The sequence below is a fragment of the Sphingomonas qomolangmaensis genome (genome assembly GCF_024496245.1).
Classification (GTDB): Bacteria; Pseudomonadota; Alphaproteobacteria; order Sphingomonadales; family Sphingomonadaceae; genus Sphingomonas; species Sphingomonas qomolangmaensis.
In genome coordinates this window covers 1,234,405-1,256,682 of the sequence record NZ_CP101740.1, presented here as the reverse complement: position 1 = coordinate 1,256,682, position 22,278 = coordinate 1,234,405, and the positions used below count along the sequence as shown (strand labels likewise).

The 22,278-nt window shown below is 67.2% G+C and carries 20 protein-coding genes and 1 tRNA gene; 13 read left to right on the top strand and 8 right to left on the bottom strand.

Annotated features, from left to right (window positions below):
* Nucleotides 1-24: 24 nt before the first annotated feature.
* The 6 genes from NMP03_RS05990 (at nucleotide 25) to NMP03_RS05965 (ending at nucleotide 8,882) form a co-directional block, all read left to right on the top strand.
* Nucleotides 25-1,500, top strand: a complete 1,476-nt coding sequence (locus tag NMP03_RS05990; protein ID WP_256507584.1) for a TolC family outer membrane protein — start codon at nucleotides 25-27, stop codon at nucleotides 1,498-1,500.
* A 39-nt stretch (nucleotides 1,501-1,539) separates the two neighbouring features.
* Complete coding sequence (locus NMP03_RS05985) at nucleotides 1,540-2,040, top strand: DUF2497 domain-containing protein (RefSeq protein WP_256507583.1); 501 nt, start codon at nucleotides 1,540-1,542, stop codon at nucleotides 2,038-2,040.
* 50 nt (nucleotides 2,041-2,090) lie between these two features.
* Complete coding sequence (locus tag NMP03_RS05980; protein WP_256507582.1) at nucleotides 2,091-4,865, top strand: valine--tRNA ligase; 2,775 nt, start codon at nucleotides 2,091-2,093, stop codon at nucleotides 4,863-4,865.
* 203 nt (nucleotides 4,866-5,068) lie between these two features.
* The gene (hemB, locus tag NMP03_RS05975) at nucleotides 5,069-6,055 is read left to right on the top strand and encodes a porphobilinogen synthase (protein WP_256507581.1); all 987 of its coding nucleotides are present in this window, start codon (nucleotides 5,069-5,071) and stop codon (nucleotides 6,053-6,055) included.
* Complete coding sequence (locus NMP03_RS05970; protein WP_256507580.1) at nucleotides 6,052-6,582, top strand: GNAT family N-acetyltransferase; 531 nt, start codon at nucleotides 6,052-6,054, stop codon at nucleotides 6,580-6,582. Before hemB ends, NMP03_RS05970 begins: the two co-directional genes overlap by 4 nt.
* Before the next feature lie 38 nt (nucleotides 6,583-6,620).
* Entirely contained in the window at nucleotides 6,621-8,882 is a 2,262-nt protein-coding gene (locus tag NMP03_RS05965; protein WP_256507579.1) for a fused MFS/spermidine synthase, read from the top strand.
* Nucleotides 8,883-9,049: 167 nt separating this feature from the next.
* On the opposite strand, the gene NMP03_RS05960 is transcribed toward NMP03_RS05965, so the two are convergent.
* The gene (locus NMP03_RS05960) at nucleotides 9,050-9,550 is read right to left on the bottom strand and encodes a hypothetical protein (protein WP_256507578.1); all 501 of its coding nucleotides are present in this window, start codon (nucleotides 9,548-9,550) and stop codon (nucleotides 9,050-9,052) included.
* 82 nt (nucleotides 9,551-9,632) lie between these two features.
* On the opposite strand from NMP03_RS05960, the gene NMP03_RS05955 reads away from it, so the two are divergent.
* From NMP03_RS05955 to NMP03_RS05945, 3 genes are all read left to right on the top strand, one after another.
* Nucleotides 9,633-9,709: transfer RNA gene (locus tag NMP03_RS05955), tRNA-Arg, on the top strand.
* A 107-nt stretch (nucleotides 9,710-9,816) separates the two neighbouring features.
* Entirely contained in the window at nucleotides 9,817-10,671 is an 855-nt protein-coding gene (locus NMP03_RS05950; protein WP_256507577.1) for a fumarylacetoacetate hydrolase family protein, read from the top strand.
* A gap of 32 nt (nucleotides 10,672-10,703) precedes the next feature.
* Nucleotides 10,704-11,570: an SMP-30/gluconolactonase/LRE family protein gene (locus NMP03_RS05945; RefSeq protein ID WP_256507576.1), complete on the top strand. Its 867-nt coding sequence runs from the start codon at nucleotides 10,704-10,706 to the stop codon at nucleotides 11,568-11,570.
* 19 nt (nucleotides 11,571-11,589) lie between these two features.
* Here the strand turns inward: NMP03_RS05945 and NMP03_RS05940 are convergent, their stop codons facing one another.
* Both NMP03_RS05940 and araD1 read right to left on the bottom strand, forming a co-directional pair.
* Complete coding sequence (locus NMP03_RS05940) at nucleotides 11,590-12,507, bottom strand: Gfo/Idh/MocA family protein (RefSeq protein WP_319937628.1); 918 nt, start codon at nucleotides 12,505-12,507, stop codon at nucleotides 11,590-11,592.
* An 8-nt stretch (nucleotides 12,508-12,515) separates the two neighbouring features.
* On the bottom strand, nucleotides 12,516-13,532 hold the full coding sequence (gene araD1, locus NMP03_RS05935; protein ID WP_319937627.1) for an AraD1 family protein: 1,017 nt from the start codon (nucleotides 13,530-13,532) through the stop codon (nucleotides 12,516-12,518).
* 276 nt (nucleotides 13,533-13,808) lie between these two features.
* Between araD1 and NMP03_RS05930 the strand changes: the two genes are divergently transcribed.
* Nucleotides 13,809-15,059 (top strand): sugar MFS transporter, encoded by a 1,251-nt coding sequence (locus NMP03_RS05930; RefSeq protein WP_256508032.1) that lies wholly within the window; start codon nucleotides 13,809-13,811, stop codon nucleotides 15,057-15,059.
* 36 nt (nucleotides 15,060-15,095) lie between these two features.
* On the opposite strand, the gene NMP03_RS05925 is transcribed toward NMP03_RS05930, so the two are convergent.
* Nucleotides 15,096-15,869 (bottom strand): FadR/GntR family transcriptional regulator, encoded by a 774-nt coding sequence (locus NMP03_RS05925; protein WP_256507574.1) that lies wholly within the window; start codon nucleotides 15,867-15,869, stop codon nucleotides 15,096-15,098.
* 119 nt (nucleotides 15,870-15,988) lie between these two features.
* Here NMP03_RS05925 and NMP03_RS05920 point away from each other — a divergent pair, with 119 nt between their 5' ends.
* From NMP03_RS05920 to fghA, 3 genes are read left to right on the top strand one after another with little or no spacing between them, the layout of a single operon-like run.
* Nucleotides 15,989-17,098 carry an S-(hydroxymethyl)glutathione dehydrogenase/class III alcohol dehydrogenase gene (locus NMP03_RS05920; RefSeq protein WP_256507573.1) on the top strand — a complete coding sequence of 370 codons (1,110 nt, stop codon included), beginning with the start codon at nucleotides 15,989-15,991 and terminating at the stop codon, nucleotides 17,096-17,098.
* A gap of 25 nt (nucleotides 17,099-17,123) precedes the next feature.
* Entirely contained in the window at nucleotides 17,124-17,507 is a 384-nt protein-coding gene (locus NMP03_RS05915; protein WP_256507572.1) for a VOC family protein, read from the top strand.
* Entirely contained in the window at nucleotides 17,504-18,346 is an 843-nt protein-coding gene (gene fghA, locus NMP03_RS05910) for an S-formylglutathione hydrolase (RefSeq protein WP_256507571.1), read from the top strand. Before NMP03_RS05915 ends, fghA begins: the two co-directional genes overlap by 4 nt.
* Before the next feature lie 123 nt (nucleotides 18,347-18,469).
* Here fghA and NMP03_RS05905 read toward each other — a convergent pair whose 3' ends face one another.
* From NMP03_RS05905 to NMP03_RS05890, 4 genes are all read right to left on the bottom strand, one after another.
* The gene (locus tag NMP03_RS05905) at nucleotides 18,470-18,688 is read right to left on the bottom strand and encodes a hypothetical protein (protein WP_256507570.1); all 219 of its coding nucleotides are present in this window, start codon (nucleotides 18,686-18,688) and stop codon (nucleotides 18,470-18,472) included.
* Nucleotides 18,689-18,752: 64 nt separating this feature from the next.
* A complete protein-coding gene (locus tag NMP03_RS05900) occupies nucleotides 18,753-20,009 on the bottom strand; it encodes an N-succinylarginine dihydrolase (protein WP_256507569.1) in 1,257 nt (418 codons plus the stop codon).
* A gap of 8 nt (nucleotides 20,010-20,017) precedes the next feature.
* A complete protein-coding gene (locus NMP03_RS05895) occupies nucleotides 20,018-21,028 on the bottom strand; it encodes an arginine N-succinyltransferase (RefSeq protein WP_256507568.1) in 1,011 nt (336 codons plus the stop codon).
* Nucleotides 21,025-22,233: a hydrolase gene (locus NMP03_RS05890; RefSeq protein WP_256507567.1), complete on the bottom strand. Its 1,209-nt coding sequence runs from the start codon at nucleotides 22,231-22,233 to the stop codon at nucleotides 21,025-21,027. Before NMP03_RS05890 ends, NMP03_RS05895 begins: the two co-directional genes overlap by 4 nt.
* Nucleotides 22,234-22,278: the final 45 nt, after the last annotated feature.

Here is a 22,278-nt window from a genome sequence, read left to right as displayed (position 1 = left end):
GGACTGGCGCTTGGCGTCTGCGGCATGGCGCTGGCCAGTGCGGCGCAGGGGCAGACGCTGCGCGAAGCGCTGGTCGAGGCGTATAACGAGAACCCGAACCTTGCGGGTGAGCGCGCCAATCTGCGCGCGATCGACGAGGGGGTGCCGCTGGCGCGCGCCGATGCGCTGCCCAGCCTGGGCGTCCAGGGCAACTATATCGAAGCGCTGATCCAGCAGCAGAACAGCTTTCTTGCCCCCAACCGCTCGCTCTCGACGAACCTCAATGCGAGCTACCCTTTGTATCAGGGCGGCCGGGTGAAGAATTCGGTGGCGGCGGCCAAGACCCGCGTGCTGGCGGGCCGCGCGAACCTGCGCAGTGCCGAGGCCAATTTGTTCACGCAGGTGGTGGCGACCTATAACGACGTCATCCGCGACGAAGCGATCGTCCAGCTGAACCAGCAGAATGTCCGCGGGCTCGAGGTAAACCTGACGGCGACGCGCGACCGGTTCGAGGTGGGCGACGTAACTCGTACCGACGTCGCGCAGTCCGAGGCTCGGCTTGCGCTGGCCGTTGGCCAGTTGCGTAGTGCAGAGGCGGCGTTGATCGGCAGCCGCGAATCCTATGTCGAAGTGGTTGGCAGTGCGCCGCAGACGCTCGCGCCGCCGCCGCCGCTGCCCAATCTGCCCGGCGATCCGCAGGCCGCGGTGGTGACCGCGCTCAACAGCAACCCGCAATTGCAGGCGGCCGAGCGCAACCGCGACGCTGCCGGGCTCGATGTCCGCGTGGCGCGCGCTTCGCGGTTGCCGACCGTCGATGCCGTCAGCGGCGGCAATTACTTCAACTATTTCGGTTCGAGCGGGGGCTCGACGGTGGGTACCTCGATTCCCCAGTCGGGTACCTCGGCGCAGGCGGGGCTGAGCTTCACCGTTCCGCTGTATCAGGGCGGGCGTCCCGCCGCGCAGGTGCGGCAGGCGCAGGCGCGGCAGGGGGTGGCGATCGAGCAGGTGACCGCGACCGAGCGCGGGATCATCTCGCAGGCGCGAACCGCGTTCGCCAATTGGCAATCGTCGCTGCGCGTGATCGAAGCCTCCGAAGCCGCGGTCGATGCCAACCGCCTGTCGCTCGAAGGCGTGCGCGCCGAAAACAGCGTCGGCAACCGCACGATCATCGAAATCCTGAACGCCGAACAGGAGTTGCTGAACAGCCAGGTGCAGCTCGTCACCGCGCGGCGCGACGCCTATGTCGCAGGCTTCGCGCTGCTGGCGGCGATGGGGCGCGCCGAGGCGAACGATCTGGGGCTCGACGGTGGTGCGCTGTACGATCCGCTGACGAATTACGAGCGCGTCGACAAGCGCTGGATCGATTGGGATTCGGATCCTACGCCGCAACCCGTGGGCTCGCGCACCGTCGATGTCGTGGCGCAGACGCCGATCGTGAACAAGACGCTCGAGCCCGATCTGCAGCGCCCCGTTGACACCGACCCAGCAAATCCCTCAGGTGGCGTCAATACGCCTCGCTGACGAAGCGAGTGCAGGGGGCGGCAGATGGGGAAGCGGGCGATGGGGGATTTGAGCAACGAGCCGTCGATGGAGGACATTCTGTCCTCGATCAAACGGATCATCGCCGAGGAAGGCGACGGCACCGCGCCGGCGCGTGGTCGCCGCATCGGTCGCCCGGCACCGCCGCCGCCCGAGCCGGTGTACGACGCCTCGCTCGAAGACGATGACGACACCGTCCTCGAACTCGACCATCCGGTGCCGTCGCCGCGGATCGAAGCCCCGGCGCCACGCGCTTCGGCGCCTGAGCCCGCACTCGATGAAAAGGCCCCCGTGATCGATGCGATCCTGTCGGCGCGCACTGCCGAGGCGACGCGCGGACAGATCGACGCGTTGTCGCGGTTGATCGTCAAGCCGGGGGTAGCGGGCAACGACTCACTCGAAGGGTTGGTGCGCGAGATGCTCAAGCCGATGATGAGCGCGTGGCTCGACGCCAACCTGCCGCGCATCGTCGAAACCATCGTCGCACGCGAAATCGCACGGATCACCGGTCGAAACGATTAACCGCCACCTGACGGCTTGCACCGACCGCTTCGGTCGGTAATGCCGCAGGCATGACCGAATTGCCCAAGACCTTCGACCCAGCCGCCATCGAAGCGCGCTGGTATGCCCATTGGGAAGCCAAGGGCCAGTTCCGCCCCGAACGCCCGGGCGCCGAGCCCTGGACGATCGTGAACCCGCCGCCCAACGTGACGGGATCGCTGCACATCGGCCATGCGCTCGACAACACGTTGCAGGACATTCTCGTCCGCCATGCGCGATTGCAGGGCAAGGACGCGCGCTGGGTGGTGGGCACCGACCATGCCGGCATCGCGACGCAGATGGTGGTCGAGCGCCAGATGGGGCTCAAGCAGCAGAAGCGCACCGATTTCAGCCGCGAGGATTTCGTCGCCAAGGTGTGGGAGTGGAAGGAGGAAAGCGGCGGCGAGATCACGCAGCAGCTTCGCCGCCTTGGCTGTTCGATGGATTGGGAAAACGAACGCTTCACGATGGACGAGGGCTTTTCGAAGGCCGTCCTGAAGGTGTTCGTCGATCTGCACCGCGAAGGGCTGATCTATCGCGACAAGAGGCTGGTGAACTGGGATCCGGGCCTTGGCACCGCGATCAGCGACCTCGAGGTCGAGACGCGCGAGATCAAGGGCAGCTTCTGGCATCTGCGCTATCCGCTCGCCGATGGATCGGGGTTCATCGAGGTCGCGACGACGCGGCCCGAGACGATGCTCGCAGACATGGCGGTGGCGGTAAACGCCGCCGACGAACGCTATACCGCGCTGGTGGGCAAGCAGGTGCGCCTGCCGATTACTGGGCGGCTGATCCCGATCATCACCGATGACCATGCCGATCCGGCGCTGGGGTCGGGTGCGGTGAAGATCACCCCGGGGCATGACTTCAACGATTTCGAGGTCGGCAAGCGCGCCGGGATCGCGGCGGGCGCGATGCTCAACATGCTCGATGCCAAGGCGCGGGTGGTGCAGGTCGCCGACGGCCTGATCCCCGAGGAGCTGCTGGGGCTGACGACCGCCGAGGCACGCAAGGCGGTGGTCGCGCGGCTGAAGGACGAAGGCTTCCTGATTCCGCATGTCGACACGGAAGGCACCGAGCACGACGCCGAACCGCGGACGATCCAGACGCCGCTGGGCGATCGTTCGGGCGCGGTGATCGAGCCGTGGCTGACCGACCAATGGTATGTCGACGCCGCGACGCTGGCTAAACCGGCGATCGAGGCGGTGCGATCGGGGGCGGTGCGGATCGTGCCCAAGACGTGGGAAAAGACATACTTCAACTGGATGGAGAACATTCAGCCGTGGTGCGTGTCGCGGCAGCTTTGGTGGGGGCACCGGATTCCGGCCTGGTATGCCGATGACGGGCAGGTGTTCGTCGCAGAGACCGAAGCCGATGCACAGGCGCAGGCGGGCGAGGGGGTAACGCTCCGCCGTGACGAGGATGTGCTGGATACGTGGTTTTCCAGCGCGTTATGGCCGTTTGCTACCTTGGGGTGGCCGGAACAGTCCCCCTCCCGCTTGCGCGAGGGGCTAGGGGAGGGCATGTCCGCGGGCGATAGCCCCGACCTGACAGACCCTCCCCCGACCCCTCCCGCAAGCGAGAGGGGGGAAACGCTTGGCGGCCGCTACCCCAACGACGTCCTCATCTCGGGCTTCGATATCCTGTTCTTCTGGGATGCGCGGATGATGATGCAAGGCTTGCACTTCATGAAAGAAGTGCCGTTCAAGACATTGTATCTGCACGGTCTTGTCCGCGCCGCCGATGGCGCGAAGATGTCGAAATCGAAGGGCAATACCGTCGATCCGCTGGGGCTGATCGAAAAATATGGTGCCGATGCGCTGCGCTTCTTCATGGCGGCGATGGAAAGCCAGGGCCGCGACATCAAGATGGATGAGAAGCGCGTCGAGGGCTATCGCAACTTCGCGACCAAGCTGTGGAACGCGACGCGCTTCGCGATGGCGAACGGCATCGGCGCGTCGAAGACGATCGAGCCGCCCGCCGCCGATCTGGCGGTCAATCGCTGGATCATCGCCGAGACGGTCGAGACGGTGCAGGCGCTCGACCTAGCGCTGGCCGAACTGCGCTTCGATGCCGCGGCGAACACGGTGTACCAATTCGCGTGGAGCCGCTTCTGCGACTGGTATCTCGAACTGATCAAACCCGTGATGGTGGGCGATGAGCGCGGTGTCGTCGATGACGAATCCAAGGCGGTCGCGGGGTGGGTGCTCGACCAGATATTGGTGATGCTCCACCCGTTCATGCCGTTCCTGACCGAGGAACTGTGGCATGCGCTGGGCGAGCGCGAGTATGACCTGATCGTCGCGAAATGGCCGATGCCCGACGCGCGCGCGCTCGATCCGGCGGCACGGGCGGAGATCGACTGGCTGATCCGGCTGGTGGGTGAAGTGCGCGGCGCGCGGACCGAGCTGAACGTGCCGCCGGGGGCGCGGCTGCCGCTGTACGTGCGCGATGCCGATGCGGCGACGATGGCTCGGCTCGAGCGGCAGCGCGGCGTGATCGCGCGGCTGGCGCGGGTCGATCTGGGCGAGGGCGACGCCGCGGGCGGGGCGCTGCAGGTGGTGGTCGATGCCGCGACCTATGTGCTGCCACTCGAAGGCGTTATCGACCTCGATGCCGAGCGTGCGCGACTGACCAAGGCGATCGCGGCGGCAGGCAAGGAGCGCGATGCACTGGCCGGGCGTCTCTCGAACGCCAGCTTCGTCGAGCGCGCCAAGCCCGAGGCGGTCGAGAAGGCGCGGGCGGATCATGCCGAGAAGGCGGCCGAGGCCGAGCGGCTGGGAGCAGCGCTGGCGCGATTGGGGTAACGTGCCGCGAAATCCTCCCCCGCCAGGGGGAGGTGGCAGTCCGAAGGGCTGACGGAGGGGGAGGAACACCCACGGGCCGCTCGTGCCCGCCCCCTCCACCACCGCTACGCGGCGGTCCCCCTCCCCCTGGCGGGGGAGGATCGAGGGCTCGCGCTAGCGGGCAAGGATTGCATGTGCGGCTGCCTTCGGTCAAAACCTGCCTCATGTCTGCCTATCCAGCGCTTCGCCTTCGTCGTCCTCGCATCGCCGCGTGGAGCCGCGCGCTGCATGCCGAGACGTTGCTCACCCCCGCCGACCTGATCTGGCCGCTGTTCGTCACCGCGGGCGATGCCGAGGAGCGGATCGGCAGCCTGCCCGGCGTTTTGCGATGGTCTATCACACAGATCGTCGAGCGGGCGCGCGAGGCCCGTAGCCTGGGCATTCCGGCGATCGCGCTGTTCCCCAACACCCCCGAGCATTTGCGCACCGACGACGGCGCCGAGGCGTTCAATCCGGGCAATCTGATGTGCAGCGCGATCCGAGCGATCAAGGATGCGGTGCCCGAGATCGGGGTGCTGACCGATGTCGCTCTCGATCCCTATACCAGCCACGGGCATGACGGGCTGACCGACGACACCGGCTACGTCCTCAACGACGCGACCGCCGAGGTGCTCGCGCGTCAGGCGGTGGCGCAGGCCGATGCCGGGGCCGACATCGTTGCGCCGAGCGACATGATGGACGGGCGTGTTGGGCTGATCCGCATGGCGCTCGAACAGGGCGGGCACCCTAATGTCCAGATCATGGCCTATGCCGCCAAATATGCGAGCGGCTTTTACGGCCCCTTCCGCGACGCGGTGGGATCGCGCGGGCGGCTGAAGGGCGACAAGAAGACCTACCAGATGGACCCCGCCAATGCCGAGGAAGCGCTGCGCGAGGTCGCCGCGGATCTGGACGAGGGGGCCGACAGCGTCATGGTCAAGCCCGGCCTGCCCTATCTCGACATCGTGCGACGGGTGAAGGAACGCTTCGAAGTGCCTGTATTCGCCTATCAAGTATCGGGCGAATACGCGATGATCGAGGCCGCCGCCGCCGCCGGGGCGGGGGATCGCGATACGCTGGTGCTCGAGACGCTGATGGCGTTCAAGCGCGCGGGGTGTTCGGGAGTGCTGAGCTATCACGCGCCGCTGGCGGCGCGCCTGTTGGGCGCGTGATCGAGACCGAACGCCTGCGCCTGCGGCCCTGGCACGAGGCCGACAAGCCGGGCTTCGCGGCGATCATCAACACCCCGGCGATGATGACGCATTTCGGCGGCGTCCAGCCGCGCGCGAAGATCGACGCGATCATCCACCGCGAAATCGCGAACCAGGCGCGCGACGGCCATTGCATGTGGGCGGTCGAGACGCATGGCGGCGAGCTTGCCGGCGTATGCGGGGTGCGCTGCAGCGGCTATCCGGGGACGCCGGTGCCCGATGTCCTCGAAATCGGCTGGCGGATCGGCGAGGTGTATTGGGGGCAGGGGATCGCGCTCGAGGCGGCCGAGGCGAGCATCGCCTGGGCCTGGGCGAACACGCAGCGCACGAGCATCGCGGCGTGGACCAGCGCGGCCAATGACCGTTCCTGGGGATTGATGCGGCGGCTGGGGATGGTGCGCCGGCCCGATCTCGATTTCCAGCATCCGTATTATCCCGGCGACCCGATCGGCGCGATGATCGTCTATGCGATCGACCGCGACCACTGAGCCTTCCATATCCCCGATCGGCTGATAGAACCTCAGGCATGACCACCCAACCCGTCGGGGATGTCGCTGCGGCGGGTCCGGACCTTTCACCGCGAGCCAGCGCCCGATCGCTGTTCGTCGTCGCGATCCTTACCGGATCGTTCCTGCTGTTTCTGGTCCAGCCGATGATCGCGCGGATGGCGCTGCCACGGCTGGGCGGCGCGCCGGCGGTGTGGAATTCGGCGATGCTGGTGTACCAGGCGCTGCTGCTGGCCGGCTATGCCTATGCGCATTGGCTGGGGCGGGTCAGCGTCAAGCGGCAGGCGATGATCCATCTAGGCGTGCTGGCGGTCGCGGCCCTGTGGCTGCCGATCGGGTTGATGCAGGCCAATCCGCCGCCCGATGCCGAGCCCGCGATCTGGGTGCCCTGGCTGCTCGGCGCGTCGATCGGGCCGCTGTTCTTCGCGGTATCGGCGCAGGCGCCGCTGCTCCAGCGCTGGTTCGCGGCGTCGGCCCCCGCGCAGAACCCCTATGCGCTCTATGCCGCATCGAACGTCGGCAGCTTCGGCGGGCTGATCGCCTATCCGCTGCTGGTCGAGCCAAGCATGGCACTGTCGAGCCAGAGCCTGTTGTGGAGCGCGGGCTATGCGCTGCTGGTCGTGCTGGTGGCGCTGTGCGCGTGGAAGCTGCCGCGCGGTGCGGCAGCGGCAGCGGCGCTACCGACCAGCGCCAAGCCAGGTGCGCGACGCTTCGCGCATTGGGTGGTGCTGGCGTTCGTTCCCTCGGGGCTGATGCTGGCGACCTCGACCTTCCTGACCACCGACATCGTCGCGGTGCCCTTGCTGTGGGTGCTGCCGCTGGGGCTGTACCTGCTGAGCTTCACCGTCGCGTTCGCCACCGGGCGGCGGGTGGCCGATGCGCTGACGTTGTTCGCGCCGGTGGTGGTGCTGCTGTTCGGCGGGGCGATGATCGGCGGGAGCCAGGATTATCCTTTCCTCAACGCGCTGCTGGCGCTGGTGCTGCTGTTCATGGTCGCGGTGACGCTGCATACGCAGATGTATCGGCTGCGGCCTGAGCCCGACCGGCTGACGAGCTTTTATCTGGCGATGTCGATCGGCGGCGCGCTGGGCGGGGTGTTCGCCGGGCTGGTCGCGCCGGTGATCTTCGACTGGACCTATGAATATCCGATCCTGATCCTGGCCGCGGGTATCCTGGCGCCGCGCGCGTTCCTGCTTCCGGTTATCGGGCGGCTGTGGGAAGGCGATCGCGGCGCGGTGTGGGTCAAGACCGCGGGGGTGATCGCGCTGGTGGCGATCATCGTCAATGTAGGGCTGTTCAATCCGAACAACGTGCTGGGCCCCAAGCACGAGAATATCGGCTTCCTGGCGCTTGCAGTGATCGGGTTGGTGACCGTCGGCACCAGAATTCCGTTCGTGGTGGTGCTCGCCGGCGCGCTGTTCCTGTTCGGCGGCTATCGCGCGCTGCAATTGAGTATCGAGGGCGATGTACGGACGCGGAGCTACTTCGGCGTCTATACGATCCGCGATTACCCCGCGCAGGGCATCCGCACGCTGGCGCACGGCACGACGCTGCACGGCACCCAATTCCTGGGCGATGCGAACGTTCGGCGGACCGCGACGAGCTATTACATGCCTGGATCGGGCGTCGGGCTGGCGCTGCAGTCGCTGAACGAACTCTATGGCCCCGCGGCGCGGGTGGGGGCGGTGGGGCTGGGGACTGGCACCCTCGCTTGCTACGCGCGGCCGGGGCAGCGCTGGCGCTTCTACGAGATCGACCCGACGGTGATCGGCCTGGCGCGCGATTCGGGCAAGTTCAGCTTCCTGCGCGATTGCCTACCCGATGCCGATATCGCGCTGGGCGACGCCCGGCTGTCGATCGCCGCGCAACAGCCGAACAGCCTCGACCTGCTGGTACTCGACGCGTTTTCGTCCGACGCAGTGCCGATGCATCTGATGACGCGCGAGGCGTTCGCGACCTATTCGCGTGCGCTGGCGCCCGAGGGGCTGTTGCTGGTGCATATCTCGAACCGCTTCCTCGACCTCGAACCGGTGGTGTTCGCGACGATGAAGGGCGGCGGCTGGTATGGCGCGAAGCTGTCGTACAGCCCGGGCGCGCTCGACAATTCCGAGGCGACCTATTCGGACTGGATCGCGCTGTCGCGGGATCCGGGGACGCTGGCGGCGCTGGCGTCGCGCGCGGGCGCTTGGGAGGAAATCCGCTCGAACCGCAAGGTCGAGGCGTGGACCGACGATTATGCCTCGATCGTCCCGGTAATGCGCAGCCCGCTCGACGAGTTTTGAGCGGCTAGCGTTTCTCGACCTCGCGCGATGACGCTAGTGCGATCCGCGCCTCAACCGTTCGTCCTGAGCTTGTCTAAGGACCGTTCTCCTTTTGCCGATCGGACGCGAAGAAAGGGCAGTGCTTCGACAGGCTCAGCACGAACGGATCAGGGTATTGGCATCATTCGCTAGCCCGCGGGCTGGACGCCGGCTTCGATCGCGTCGATCCGATCGATCTGCGCGCGGTTTTGCGCCTGCGCGCGTTCGAGCAGGCGCTGGAGTTCGGGATAGGCTGACAGCCCCTGCGCGGCGCGATCGATCGCGATTCGCTCGATGTCGGTCAGCGCCTCGCTGGTAGCACCGCGCAGCGCGTCGAGCCCGCTGAGCGCGACCTGCGCGGCGATCCAGGGTTCGGAGCCGGTGGCCGCGCCGCGCGCCGTGCGGCCTAACCGTTCGGCTTCGGCAGCAGCGCGGTCGAAGGCCGCCCCCGCGCTCGCGAGCGCTTCGGCCTGTTCGGCGAGCTTCACCTCAAGCGCCGGATCGGCGGCGGCTTCGGGGACCGGGCGGTCGGGCTCGGCGAAGCTGGTCTGCTCGATCGGTCGCGGCAGCAGCGAGGGATAGTCACCATCGGGGGCGGCGCACCCGCCCACCAGGGTGACGAAGGCGGCGAGCAGGAGGCGGTGCAACATGGCCTCGGCTCTATGCCTGCAATTAAACCGACGCAACGGGCTTGCGCAGTCAGCAATCCCCTTATATTAGCGCCTCTCCCAAGCGCCCGTAGCTCAGCTGGATAGAGCATCAGACTACGAATCTGAGGGTCGGACGTTCGAATCGTTCCGGGCGCACCAAGATACGGAAACCCCGCCAGGTCAGCGACTTGGCGGGGTTTTTGTATGTCGCTTCGGAAGCGGCTAGGGTCGGCGCTTGCACCCAGCACCACCTTGAGGATTCCCCCATGAAATTCTGTCGCTTCGGCCCGCGCGGGTCGGAACAGCCCGGATTGATCGACGCTGCCGGCGCGCTGCGCGACCTCAGCCGAATCATCGACGACATCACCCCCGCGGCGATCGCCGGGCTTTCGATCGATCCGGCGACGCTGCCGCTGGTCGAGGGCGAGCCGCGGCTCGGCGTTCCCGTCGCCGGAATCGGCAAGATCGTCGCGGTCGGGCTGAACTACGAGGATCACGCGATCGAATCGGGGCTGCCGATCCCGACCGAGCCGGCGATGTTCATGAAGGCGCTGTCGGCGCTCACCGGACCGAACGACGAGGTGATGCTGCCTCAGGATTCGACGCATACCGACTGGGAGGTCGAGCTGGGCGTCGTGATCGGCAAGACCTGCCGCTATGTCGAGCAGGCCGATGCGCTGGCGCATGTCGCGGGCTATTGCGTCGTCAACGACGTGTCCGAACGCTTCAACCAGAAGCAGCGCGGGTCGCAATGGAGCAAGGGCAAGGGGCATGACAGCTTCTGCCCCGTCGGCCCCTGGCTGGTGACCCCCGACGCGATCGGCGATCCGCAGGGCCTCGACCTGTTCCTCGACGTCAACGGCCGGCGGATGCAGACGGGCAACAGCCGCACGATGATCTTCGGGGTGGCCGAGATCATCGCCTATGTCAGCCGATACGTGACGCTGTATCCCGGCGACCTGCTGATTACCGGCACCCCGCCGGGGGTGGGTGAGGGCCAGAAGCCCGAATCGATCTTCCTGAAGGCCGGCGATACGATGCGGCTTGGCATAACGGGGCTGGGCGAGCAGCATCAGCGGGTGGTTGCGTGGCGCCATCTGGGTGATGCGACGTTCGGATAAGCACGGGCGGATAAGAACGGAGAGACAATCGAATGGCCGAAGCCTGGAAAATCGTCGAGCGTGGCGGGATGCGCGATCGCCTGGGCGAGGGCACCTATTGGTCGGCGCGCGAGCAGGCGGTCTATTGGGTCGATATCTCGGGGCACGCGCTCAACCGGCTGTCGCTTAGCGACGGCAATATCGCGCGCTGGCACATGCCCGAGCGGATCGGCTGGGTGATCGAACGCCGCGACCAGCCGGGGCTGGTTGCCGGGCTGCAAAGCGGCTTCAAGCTGCTCGACCTCGCCAACATGAAGCTGACCCCGCTATTGAGCCCCGAGCCCGGCATGCCCGACAATCGGCTGAACGACGCCAAGGCCGATGCCGCGGGCAATATCTGGGCAGGAACGATGCCGGTGGGCGCCGACCAGCCGGTGGGCAGCTTCTATCGGCTCGGCGCCGATCGCAGCCTGACCAAGATCGACAGCGGCTATGCGGTCACCAACGGCCCGGCGTTCAGCCCCGACGGCAAATGGCTCTACCACAACAGCACCACCGAGGGGCTGATCTACCGCTATCCCTTCGCCGATGGCGAGGCGGGGCCGCGCAGCGTATTCATCCGGATCGACCAGCCCGGCTGGGGCAATCCCGACGGGATGACGGTCGATTCGGAGGGCGGGCTATGGGTCGCGCTATGGGGCGGATCGCGGATCACGCGCTTCACCCCCGAGGGCAAGGTCGACCGCCACATCGCGCTGCCCGCGAGCCAGATCACCAACATCACCTTTGCGGGGCCGAAGCTCGACCGGATGTTCGTGACCTCGGCGCGCGACGGCAAGGAGGACGAGCCGCATGCGGGCGCGTTGTTCGAGGTGGACTCTGGCGCGACGGGGTTGCTGCCCAACCTCTATGCGGGGTGAGCGCGGCTCACCCCGTTGATCATTCCTCGAACGCCCCGACTTCGCTGCGCCGGCCGAGCAGATAGGCGTCGGCGACGTGCGCGAAGGGGGTGAGATCGGTGTCGCTGGTCCGCGTCTTCAATAGCTGCGCGAAGCGGCGATAGAGGCGGGCATATTCGGGGTCGTCGGCGAGGTCGACGGGGTTGCCGTCGACCGCCATCTTCGAAGCACCGAGCGATAATTTGAGCTGGCCGCCATCGGTGTCGATGTCGATGTCCCAGGTCTGCGGCCCGCGCTGGTCGAAATCGAAGAACACGTCGACGGGCACGCCCGCGCTGTCCTCGAAATGGAGGTCGGCGGCGATCGGCGACGGCTTGTTCGACGGGTAGCGCAGCGCCGACTGCTGGAGCAGCAGGGGGCGCGGCAGGATATGGGTGATCACCGACAGCGCATTGATGCCGGGATCGAACACGCCGATCCCCGGCTCCCAGATCCAGGCCTGCCCCGGATGCCAGACGCGGACGTCTTCCTTCCAGTTCACCTCGACCCGGCGGATCGTCTTGCCCTCGAGCCAGGCGCGCGCGGGTTCGACCGCAGCCGCCTCGCGCGAATGCCAGGTGACGTAGAGCACGCGGCCGGCCTTCGCGACGGTGTCGACGATCGCCTGCGCTTCGGACAAGGTCGCGGCGGGGGGCTTTTCGATCATGACGTCGAGCCCGTGATCGACCGCCTGCTGCACCAGTGCCAGCCGCCCGCGCGGCGGGGTGCATATCGAAATGGCCTCGACCCCAGGATCGGCGGCCATCATCTCGGCGACGGTGCGGAAGCCGGGGATGCCGTCTGGGGCCTGGTGCCCGGTGACCGCCGCGACGAAGTCGAAATCGGGGTTCGCCGCGATCGAGGGGATATGCTGGTCGCGGGCGATCTTGCCGATGCCGGCGATGGCTATCCGAGTCACTGGGCGGGTCATAAGGGCAGGATCTCGATCGTTTCGGGTGCGCTGGTGGTCAGCGGGTTGGCGAGCGGCAGGCGGAAGGGCGCGGCTTCGATCTCGAACCGGTCGCCATCCTGCGTCTTGATCCCGTCGGCGAATGACAGCGTCGCGGTGCCGTAGAAATGGACATGGATGTCGCCGGGCCGGCGGAACAGCGCATATTTGAAGTGGTGATGCTCGAGATTGGCGATGCTGTGCGACATGTTCGCCTCGCCCGACAGGAAGGGCTTTTCCCAGATCGTGCTGCCGTCGCGGACGACCCGGCTGGTGCCGCGCACATCGTGCGGCAGGTCGCCGGTCAGCAGCTCGGCGCCCAGCGCGGCGTGGCGCAGCTTCGAATGCGCGAGCCACAGATAATTGCCGCGTTCGACGATATGGTCGGAAAATTCGTTGGCGAGCGCGAAGCCTAGGCGGCGCGGGCGACCCTCGTCGTCGATGATGTAGATGCCCGCGAGCTCGGGCTCCTCGCTGCCGTCCTCGGCGAAGGCGGGGGAGGGGAGCGCGGCGCCGGTGGGAAGCAGATGGCTGCCGTCGCCCTTGTAGAACCATTCGGGCTGGACGCCGGGGGTGCCGGCGGCGGGCTTGCCGCCTTCGACCCCCAGCTGGAACATCCGCATCGAATCGGTGACCGCGGCGCCGGCGGCGGCCTGGTGCATCTTGTTGCGCCCCTCGGCCGAGCCGAGATGGGTGAGGCCGGTGCCGGTCAGCCAGCAATGCGCGGCATCGGGATGGTCGATCGGCGCGAGCAGCGATCCTTGCGCGAGCAGCGCGTCTATATCGATCGCTTCGCCCGCGCGCGCGGTGGCGGCGTCGGAGAGCGACACGCCCTCGGCCAGCGCGGCCTTGGCGAGATCATAGGTCGAAGCGATATCGTCGACGCGGCGTGCGGGGCCGCTGTCGTCGAGCATCGCCACCGCGCGGCTCGCGCCATCGCGGAACTGAAGGATGCGGATCGCCATCGCCTCAGACCGCGCCGATTGGGGCGGCATCGCCGCGCAGGGTGGAAGTCAGCGTCATTCGCGATCCTCTCCGAATATTATTACTCAGACTTAACCTCGGGTCCGGCGTCGATCAATCGGCAAAGACGGCTTGCACCGGCGCGATTGGCCGAATACCCGTCCTTTGTCTGATTATACGTAGCGATCGGTTCCAAAGCGGCCGGCGCCATCAAGAGAGGATTTCGGATGCAGATCGTCGCCCTCCCGATTGCTGGGAACCGATAGATGGCGGTACCGCCAACCGCAACCGCCGCCACGGGGCAGGGCATGAGCGCAGGCCCGCCGGTCTATCGCTCGGCGCTGACGCTGCTCGCCAGCCTGTTCTTCATGTGGGGGTTCATCACCGTCATCAACAACACGCTGCTGCCGCATCTGCGCAGCGTGTTCGAGCTCGACTATACCCAGACGACGCTGATCGAATCGGTATGGTTCATCGCCTATTTCTTCGCCTCGATCCCCTCGGCCAAGCTGATCGAACGGATCGGCTACCAGAAATCGCTGGTCGTCGGGCTGGTGATCATGGCGGCGGGTGCGCTGCTGATGGTGCCCGCGGCGCGGATGCCGTCCTATGGCGTGACGCTGTTCGCACTGTTCGTGATCGCGAGCGGGATCACGCTGCTTCAGGTCGCGGCCAACCCCTATGTCGCGGTGGTCGGCTCGCCCGAGACCGCGTCGTCGCGGCTGAACCTGGTGCAGGCGTTCAATTCGCTCGGCACGATGCTGGCACCGTCGTTCGGGGCGTATCTGATCCTCGGTCGCTCGGTCGGCGGCACGTCGCAGGCGGGCACGGTGCTCACCCCGGCGCAGCGGCTAGCCGACGCGCAATCGGTGGTGTTGCCCTATGTGCTGGTCGCCGTCGTGCTGCTGGTGCTGGCGGTGATCATCGCGCGCTTCCCGCTGCCGGCGATGGGTTCGGCGACCAACCGGATGGCCAAGGCCGATCGTGCCAACCATTCGCTGTGGCACCACCGCAACCTGGTATGGGGCATCCCCGCGATCTTCATCTACCTGATCGCGGAGATCGGGGTCGCCAACCTGTTCGTCAATTTCGTCGGCCAGTCCGACATCGCGAACCTGACCCCCGAACAGGGCGGGCATTATCTGACCTTCCTGTGGGCGGGCATGATGGTGGGCCGCTTCGCCGGATCGCTGATCATGCAGAAGTTCGATGCCGCCAAGGTGCTGGCGGTGTTCTCGATCGGCGCGTTCCTGGTGATGCTGGTCACGGTGTTCGCCAGCGGCCCCATCGCGATGTGGTCGCTGATCCTGGTCGGGCTGTTCCATTCGATCATGTTCCCGACGATCTTCACGCTGGGCATCCGCGGTCTCGGGCCGCTGACCGAGGAAGGGTCGGGGCTGCTGATCATGGCGATCGCCGGCGGCGCGTTGGTGGTGGTGCAGGGCTGGCTGGCCGACGAATATGGCCTGCAATGGTCTTTCCTGCTCACCGCGGCGTGCGAGCTGTACATCCTGTTCTACGCCTTGTGGGGCAGCCAGGTGACCAAGTCGCTCGATTGAACCGCTGACCCCGTTCCCGCCGGTTTGGGGGCGGGGTCAGGCTTCGGATGGCACGAGCAGGTCATCCTTGGCCGCGAGCGCGCGCGTCGTGTCGAGAAACGCCATATCGACCAGTTCCGCCATCACCCGCCGCGCTTCGTCTGCATCACCGGCCAAGACAGCATCATACACCCGCCAATGTTCGGGCAGCGGATCGCGGCGGAGCGGCTCGTTGCGCTGCTTGAACACCGTGGTCCAGGTAACCGCCGCGCCGACGCCACTAGCCAGCGACGCCAGGAACGGATTGCCCGAGGCATCGAGCAACGCCGCGTGGAAATGCTGGTCGGCCAGCTGCCCCGCCTCCGACGCCAGTGTATGTTCGGTCATCCCCTCGAGCGCCGCCAGCATCTGCGCCAGATGCGCGTCAGTGCGGCGCGCAGCTGCCAGCCCCGCCGCCTGCGGCTCGACGATGAGCCGAAGCTCGAACAGGCTTTCGAGCAGCGAATCGTCGGGCTCGACCGCGAAAATCCATGAGAGCACGTCGGGGTCGAGCAAATGCCATTTCGCGCGCGCCGATACGCGCGTGCCGGTCTTGGGCCGCGATTCGACCAGCCCCTTGGCGGCGAGAATGCGCAGGGCTTCGCGATAGGCGGTGCGCGATACCTGAAGGTCGCCCGATGCGGCGACCTCGCCATTGAGCACTTCCCCCGGCGCATAGTGCCCGGTGACGATCGACATTCCCAGATCGCGCGCGATCACGCCGTGGATGCGGAGCGACTTGCGCTCTGCCTGGAGGTCGGGAGCGGGAGCGGTGGTTGCGTTCGATGCCATGGTCGCGATCCTACCGCAGCCGCGCCGCCGGTCAAATACCGGCGGCACGCGGGGTTGACGCGGGGCGGCTGGGTGGCGACTTGGACCGCGACGCCAACACCGCCCAGGAGCAAAAGCCAATGAAGACCCGCGCCGCCGTCGCATTCGAAGCGAAGCAGCCGCTGGAGATCGTCGAGCTCGATCTGGAAGGCCCCAAAGCGGGCGAAGTGCTGGTCGAGATCATGGCGACGGGCATCTGTCACACCGATGCCTACACGCTCGACGGGCTCGACAGCGAGGGGCTGTTCCCATCGGTGCTCGGGCATGAGGGCGCAGGGATCGTGCGCGAAGTGGGCGCGGGGGTGACCAGTGTCGCGCCGGGCGATCATGTCATCCCGCTCTACACCCCCGAATGCCGCCAGTGTAAGTCGTGCCTGAGCGGCAAGACCAACCTCTGCACCGCCATCCGCGCGACGCAGGGGAAAGGGCTGATGCCCGACGGCACGACTCGGTTCAGCCACAAGGGCCAGCCGGTCTATCACTATATGGGCTGCTCGACCTTTTCGAACTTCACCGTGCTGCCCGAGATCGCGGTCGCCAAAATCCGCGACGACGCGCCGTTCAAGACCAGCTGCTATATCGGCTGCGGGGTTACCACCGGCGTCGGCGCGGTGGTGAACACCGCCAAGGTCCAAGTCGGCGATACCGTGATCGTCTTCGGCCTGGGCGGCATCGGGCTGAACGTGCTGCAGGGGGCGCGGCTGGCGGGCGCAGGGATGATCGTCGGCGTCGACATCAATCCCGATCGCGAGGAATGGGGCCGCCAGTTCGGCATGACCCATTTCGTGAACCCCAAGGACGTTAGCGGCGACATCGTCGCGCATCTCGTGGCGCTCACCGACGGCGGTGCCGACTATACCTTCGACTGCACCGGCAACACCGACGTGATGCGCCAGGCGCTCGAGGCGTGCCATCGCGGCTGGGGCACCAGCATCATCATCGGCGTCGCCGAGGCGGGCAAGGAGATCAGCACGCGGCCGTTCCAGCTGGTCACCGGGCGCAACTGGCGCGGCACCGCCTTCGGCGGCGCGCGCGGGCGCACCGACGTTCCCAAGATCGTCGACTGGTACATGGACGGCAAGATCGCGATCGACCCGATGATCACGCACGTCCTGAGCCTCGACGAGATCAACAAGGGGTTCGATCTGATGCATGCGGGCGAGAGCATCCGCAGCGTCGTGGTGTATTGACGGTCAACTTCAGGAGGGAAAGACGATGTTCAGCCATGTGATGCTCGGCACCGACGATATCGACGCGTCGAAGGCGTTCTACGATGCCGCGCTCGGCGCGCTCGGGGTCAAGCCCGGGCGCAGCGACGACAAGGGGCGCGTGATCTACATGCAGCCGACCGGGCTGTTCCTGCTGGGCAAGCCGATCGACGGCGAGCCCGCCTGCCATGCCAATGGCGGGACGGTCGGCTTCGCCGCGCCGTCGACCGAAGCGGTCGATGCCTGGCACGCGGCGGGGGTGGCGGCGGGCGGTACCCCGATCGAGGATGCGCCGGGCTTCCGGTCGAACGCGTTCGGCAAGCTGTACCTCGCCTATCTGCGCGATCCGGCGGGCAACAAGGTCTGCGCTTTGTATCGTCCGGCGGCGTGAGCATCGAGACGATTTCGACCAACACGGCGTTCGGCGGCACGCAGGGCGTGTACCGCCACGCTTCTTCGGCGACGGGCACCGACATGACCTTCTCGGTCTATGTGCCCCCGCATGCCGAGGGCGCGAAGCTGCCGGTGGTCTGGTACCTGTCGGGGCTGACCTGCACCCATGCGAATGTCACTGACAAGGGCGGGTTTCGCGCCGCCTGCGCCGAGCATGGCGTGATCTTCGTCGCGCCCGATACCTCGCCGCGCGGTGACGACGTTCCCGACGACGAGGGCTATGATTTCGGCAAGGGCGCGGGCTTCTATGTCGATGCGACGCAGGCGCCCTGGGCGGCCAATTTCCGGATGCGCAGCTATGTCGAGGACGAGCTGGCCGCGTTGATCGCGGCGCAGTTTCCGATGGCCGATATGGCGCGGCAGGCGATCACCGGGCATTCGATGGGCGGGCATGGCGCGCTGACGATCGGGCTTCGCAACCCCGCGCGGTTCGCCAGCATCTCGGCATTCGCGCCGATCGCCTCGCCGCTGGCCTGCGGCTGGGGCGAGAAGGCGCTGGGAGGGTATCTCGGCCCCGACAAGGCGGCGTGGCGTGCATATGACGCGTGCGCGCTGATCGCCGATGGCGCGCGGGTCGATGCATTGCTGGTCGATCAAGGCGATGCCGACCAGTTTCTGGTCGAACAGCTCAAGCCCGAACTGCTGCGCGAGGCCTGCGCCGCGGCGGGGATCGACCTGACGCTGCGGATGCAGCCTGGGTACGACCATAGCTATTACTTCATCGAGACCTTCATGGCCGACCACATCGCGTGGCACGCCGAGCGGCTGAAGCGCTGATTGGCCGCCTGAACCGTTCGTTTCGAGCGTAGTCGAGAAACCGCCGACAACGGGACCTGAGGTTTCTCGACTTCGCTCGAAACGAACGGGATTCGTGAAACCCGGCTTGCGGCCTGGCCGGCGTTATTCCTCGCTTCGGCGTTCCACCGAATCGAGGATAGCGCCGCCGGCGATGAACACCGCCAGCGGGCACACGCCAAACAACAGCCATCCGCCTACGCCGGGATATTGGTGAAGATATTCGACCCCGCGCGCGACCGAGCCGACGCCGAGGCCATAGATCACCAAAAACGCCTCGAACTTGGTCTTGATGACGAACAACCGGGCGATGCGCTGGAACATGCCCAGGCCCTAGCACGAACCGTGCCGATCCCCGAAACGCGCGGATCGCGACCGCGTAAATTGGTTAGTTGTCAATTAACCCGACAAGGTCGAGCGCTTCGAGCAGCGCGCGGTGGCCGCGCTCGATCGTCGCGATCAATGCCGGGTCGCCGATCGCATCGGGGGCGATGTGTTCGGGCCAATGGTCGCGTACCACGGCTTCGATCGCGGCGAGCTTTGCCTCGTCGACCAGGAATCGTGGGTCGATCGTGGCCGGATCGGCAACCACCCGCAGTCTCAGGCAGGCAGGCCCGCCGCCATTGGCCATCGATTCGCGGACATCGACCACTTCGAGCCGCCGGATCGGCCCGTTGCCCGCAACCAGTTCCTGCAGCCAGCCCCACACCGCGGGGGTGTCGCGCGCCTCGGTCGGCAGGATCAGCGCCATGCCGCCGCCGCCGGGCAGCGTCACCAGCTGCGCGTTGAACAGATAGGAGGCGATGGCGTCGGCCAGGCTTACACGTGCCGCGGGTACCTCGACGATCTCGACCGCGGGCAGCGCGGCGCGAAGCTCGGCATGGAATTGCTCGCGATGCTCGAACGCCTGCTCATGCGCGAAGAGGACGGATTCGTTGGCGACCGCGACGACATCGTTGTGGAACGCGCCCGCTGCGATCGCGGCTTCGGATTGCTGCGCGAAGATCGTCGCGCGTGGCGACAGCCGGTGGTGGCCGGCGATGCTGGTGCTCGCCTGGCGATGCTGGCGCGCGGGGAAGGGGCCGCCGCGCTCGCCATAGACGAAGACTTCGACGCCGGGGGTGTCGTGCGCGGGGGCAAGCCGCATATGGTTGGCGGCGCCCTCGTCGCCGAACGGCGCCGGGATCGGGCCGTGCACCACGAACGCCGGGTCCGCGAAGGCGAGCCGCAGCTGCGCCAGCGTCTGCGGCCATTCGTGGCTGCGATGCGGCATCGTCACCAGATTGGCGACGGTCAGGTAGCAGCGGCCATCGGCGGTGTCGGGCGCGGGCGAGACCGTGGCCGCATTCGCCGCCCACATCGCCGAGGCCGACAGCGCCTGCGCCTGCAGGTGCGCGGGGGCCGAAGCATAGTCGGTCGCGAGCGTCGCCAGCCAGCCATGGTCGGGCCGGCGGTGCGGCAGCAGGATGCCCTGCACCAGTCCCAGCGCGAGGTTCGCGCGCATCTTGGCCAGCCCCTGCAGCGCCGCCGCTTTCGGGGCCGAGGTGCCGCCCGCATTGCGCGTGGCCGCGAGGTTGCCGTGGCTTAGGCCGGCATAATTGTGGCTCGGGCCGATGATCCCGTCGAAATTGATCTCGCGCAGCATCGGCATTCCTATCGCGCTACATATCGGATGGGGTCGCCGGTGCCGATCCCCAGGGCTTGGGCCGCCTCGGCGTCGATCAGCGTGGCATCACGGTCGCGCGCTACCCGGCCATAGGCGGCGCGGAAGCCCGCCAGCTTCCCGGTCGCGATCAGCGCCTGGTCGCCATCGTCGGCGATCCCGCCGACCGTCGTCGCGACCGCGTCGCGGACGCTGCGGATCTGGTCGGTCTTGGCGGTCATTGTCGGGCCGCCGTCGAAAATGTCGACATAGCCTTCATACTGGAAGCCTTCATTTTCGAGCATCCGCATCGCCGCGCGCCCCTTCGGATGCGGCAGCCCGATCGTCGCGCGCGCGCTTTCGCTCAGCATCGCGATATAGATGGGATGCTTGGGCATCAGGTCGGCGATGAACTGGTTGCCGTGGGTCGCGTTGAATTCGTCGGCCTGCTGGAAGCTCATGCCGAAGAAGCGGCCCGCCACCCCGTCCCAGAAGGGCGACCCGCCGGCCTCGTCGATGATCCCGCGAAGCTCGGCGAGCGTGCGGTCGGCGAAGCGCGCGCGGTGCGCGGCGATGAACAGATAGCGGCTGCGCGCGAGCAGCATGCCGAGGCCGCCGGCGCGTTCGCCGGGGTGGAGGAACAGCCCGCCGACCTCGCTCGCGCCTTCCAGGTCGTTGACCAGGCTCAGCGTTTCCGATCGGAAGGTACGGTTGAGCTCCTGGCTGTGCTTGCTGATCGTGCCCAGCCGATAGCTGTAGAAGGGCCAATGTTCGCCGACCTTGGTGAAGATCTGGCAGGTGCCGCGCACGTCGCCGGTTTCGACATTTTCGAGCACCAGCACGAACAGGTCGTCGCGCAATGCGTCGTCATCGCGCGCGAAAGCGGCGTGGCTGCGGTCGAGCTTGGCCTTTAGCGCGGGCTTGTCGGGGGGCAGATTGGTGAAGCCGCCGCCGGTCAGCTTGGCCATTTCATAGAGCGGCTGGAGGTCGCTGTCGCTTGCGGCGCGGATGCGGAAGCTCATGCCCGGCCTCGCTCGGCGATGCGCAGGATCGTGACCGCCGAGAGCGCGGCGCGTTCGGCCAGACTTTCGGGCAGCATGAACTCGTCGGGCGAATGGATCGCGCCGCCGCGTACCCCCATCGTATCGACGACGGGGACGCCGCACGCCGCGATGTTGTTCCCATCGCACACCCCGCCGGTGGCGCGCCAGGCGATCGGGATGCCGAGATCGGCGCCGGCCTGCTTGACCAGCCCGAACAATGCCTCGGCGGCCGGGTCGATCGGCTTGGGCGGGCGATTGAAGCTGCCATGGAGCGCGATGCGGACATCGTGTTCGAGCGCGACTTCGGCGATCGCGACGTCGAGCGCCTTTTGCGCGTCGGCGATCGCGGCAGCGTCGGCTGGGCGGAAGTTGACGCGCAGGATCGCATGGTCGGGGACGACGTTGTTCGGCCCGCCGCCCTCGATCCGTGCGGGGTTCACCGACAGCCCGGCGCGACGCGCGCGGACCAGCCGCAGCGCGAGGTCGGCGGCGGCGAGGACGGCGTTGCGACCGTCATCGGGGTTGCGACCGGCATGCGCCGAGCGACCGGTGACGATGAGCGAGAAATTGCCCGTGCCGCCGCGCGCGCCCGCCAGCGTGCCGTCGGCCAGCGCAGGTTCGTAGGTCAGCGCCGCGACCTTGCCTCGTGCCGCCTTTGCCAGCAGCGCGGCGGAGGAGAAAGAGCCGGTTTCCTCGTCCGAGCCGATCACTACCGCATAGCCGATCCGCAGCGCGAGCGGGCTCGCCTCGACCGCCTTGAGCGCTGCCAGCATCACCGCCAGCCCACCTTTCATGTCGGCAGCGCCGGGGCCGTTCCAAGCGCCGTCGGGCAACACGCGCATCGCCTGGAACGGGTGATCGACCGGATAGACGGTGTCCATGTGCCCAGTGAAAAGCATCTGCACCGGCGCATCGGCGCGGACGGTTAGGTGAAGGTGCGGCGCGTGGTCGAGCGAGACCAGCGCCCCCGCGGGGTCGATCTGTTCGACCGGGGCGGCGGCGACCATCGCGAGGTCGCCGGGCAGCGCCGCAAAGGCATCGGCGAGCACCGCGCCCATCGCGGCAACGCCGGCAAGGTTGCGCGTGCCCGAGTTGATCGCGACCCAGCGTTCGACCTGCTCGCGCATCGGCTCGGTATGGACGTGATCGACCGCGGCGCGTTCGGCGGGGGAAAGGGTGTTCATCGCAGTGGGTGGTAGCGCGGGGGCAGGGTGGCGTCACCCCCGCCG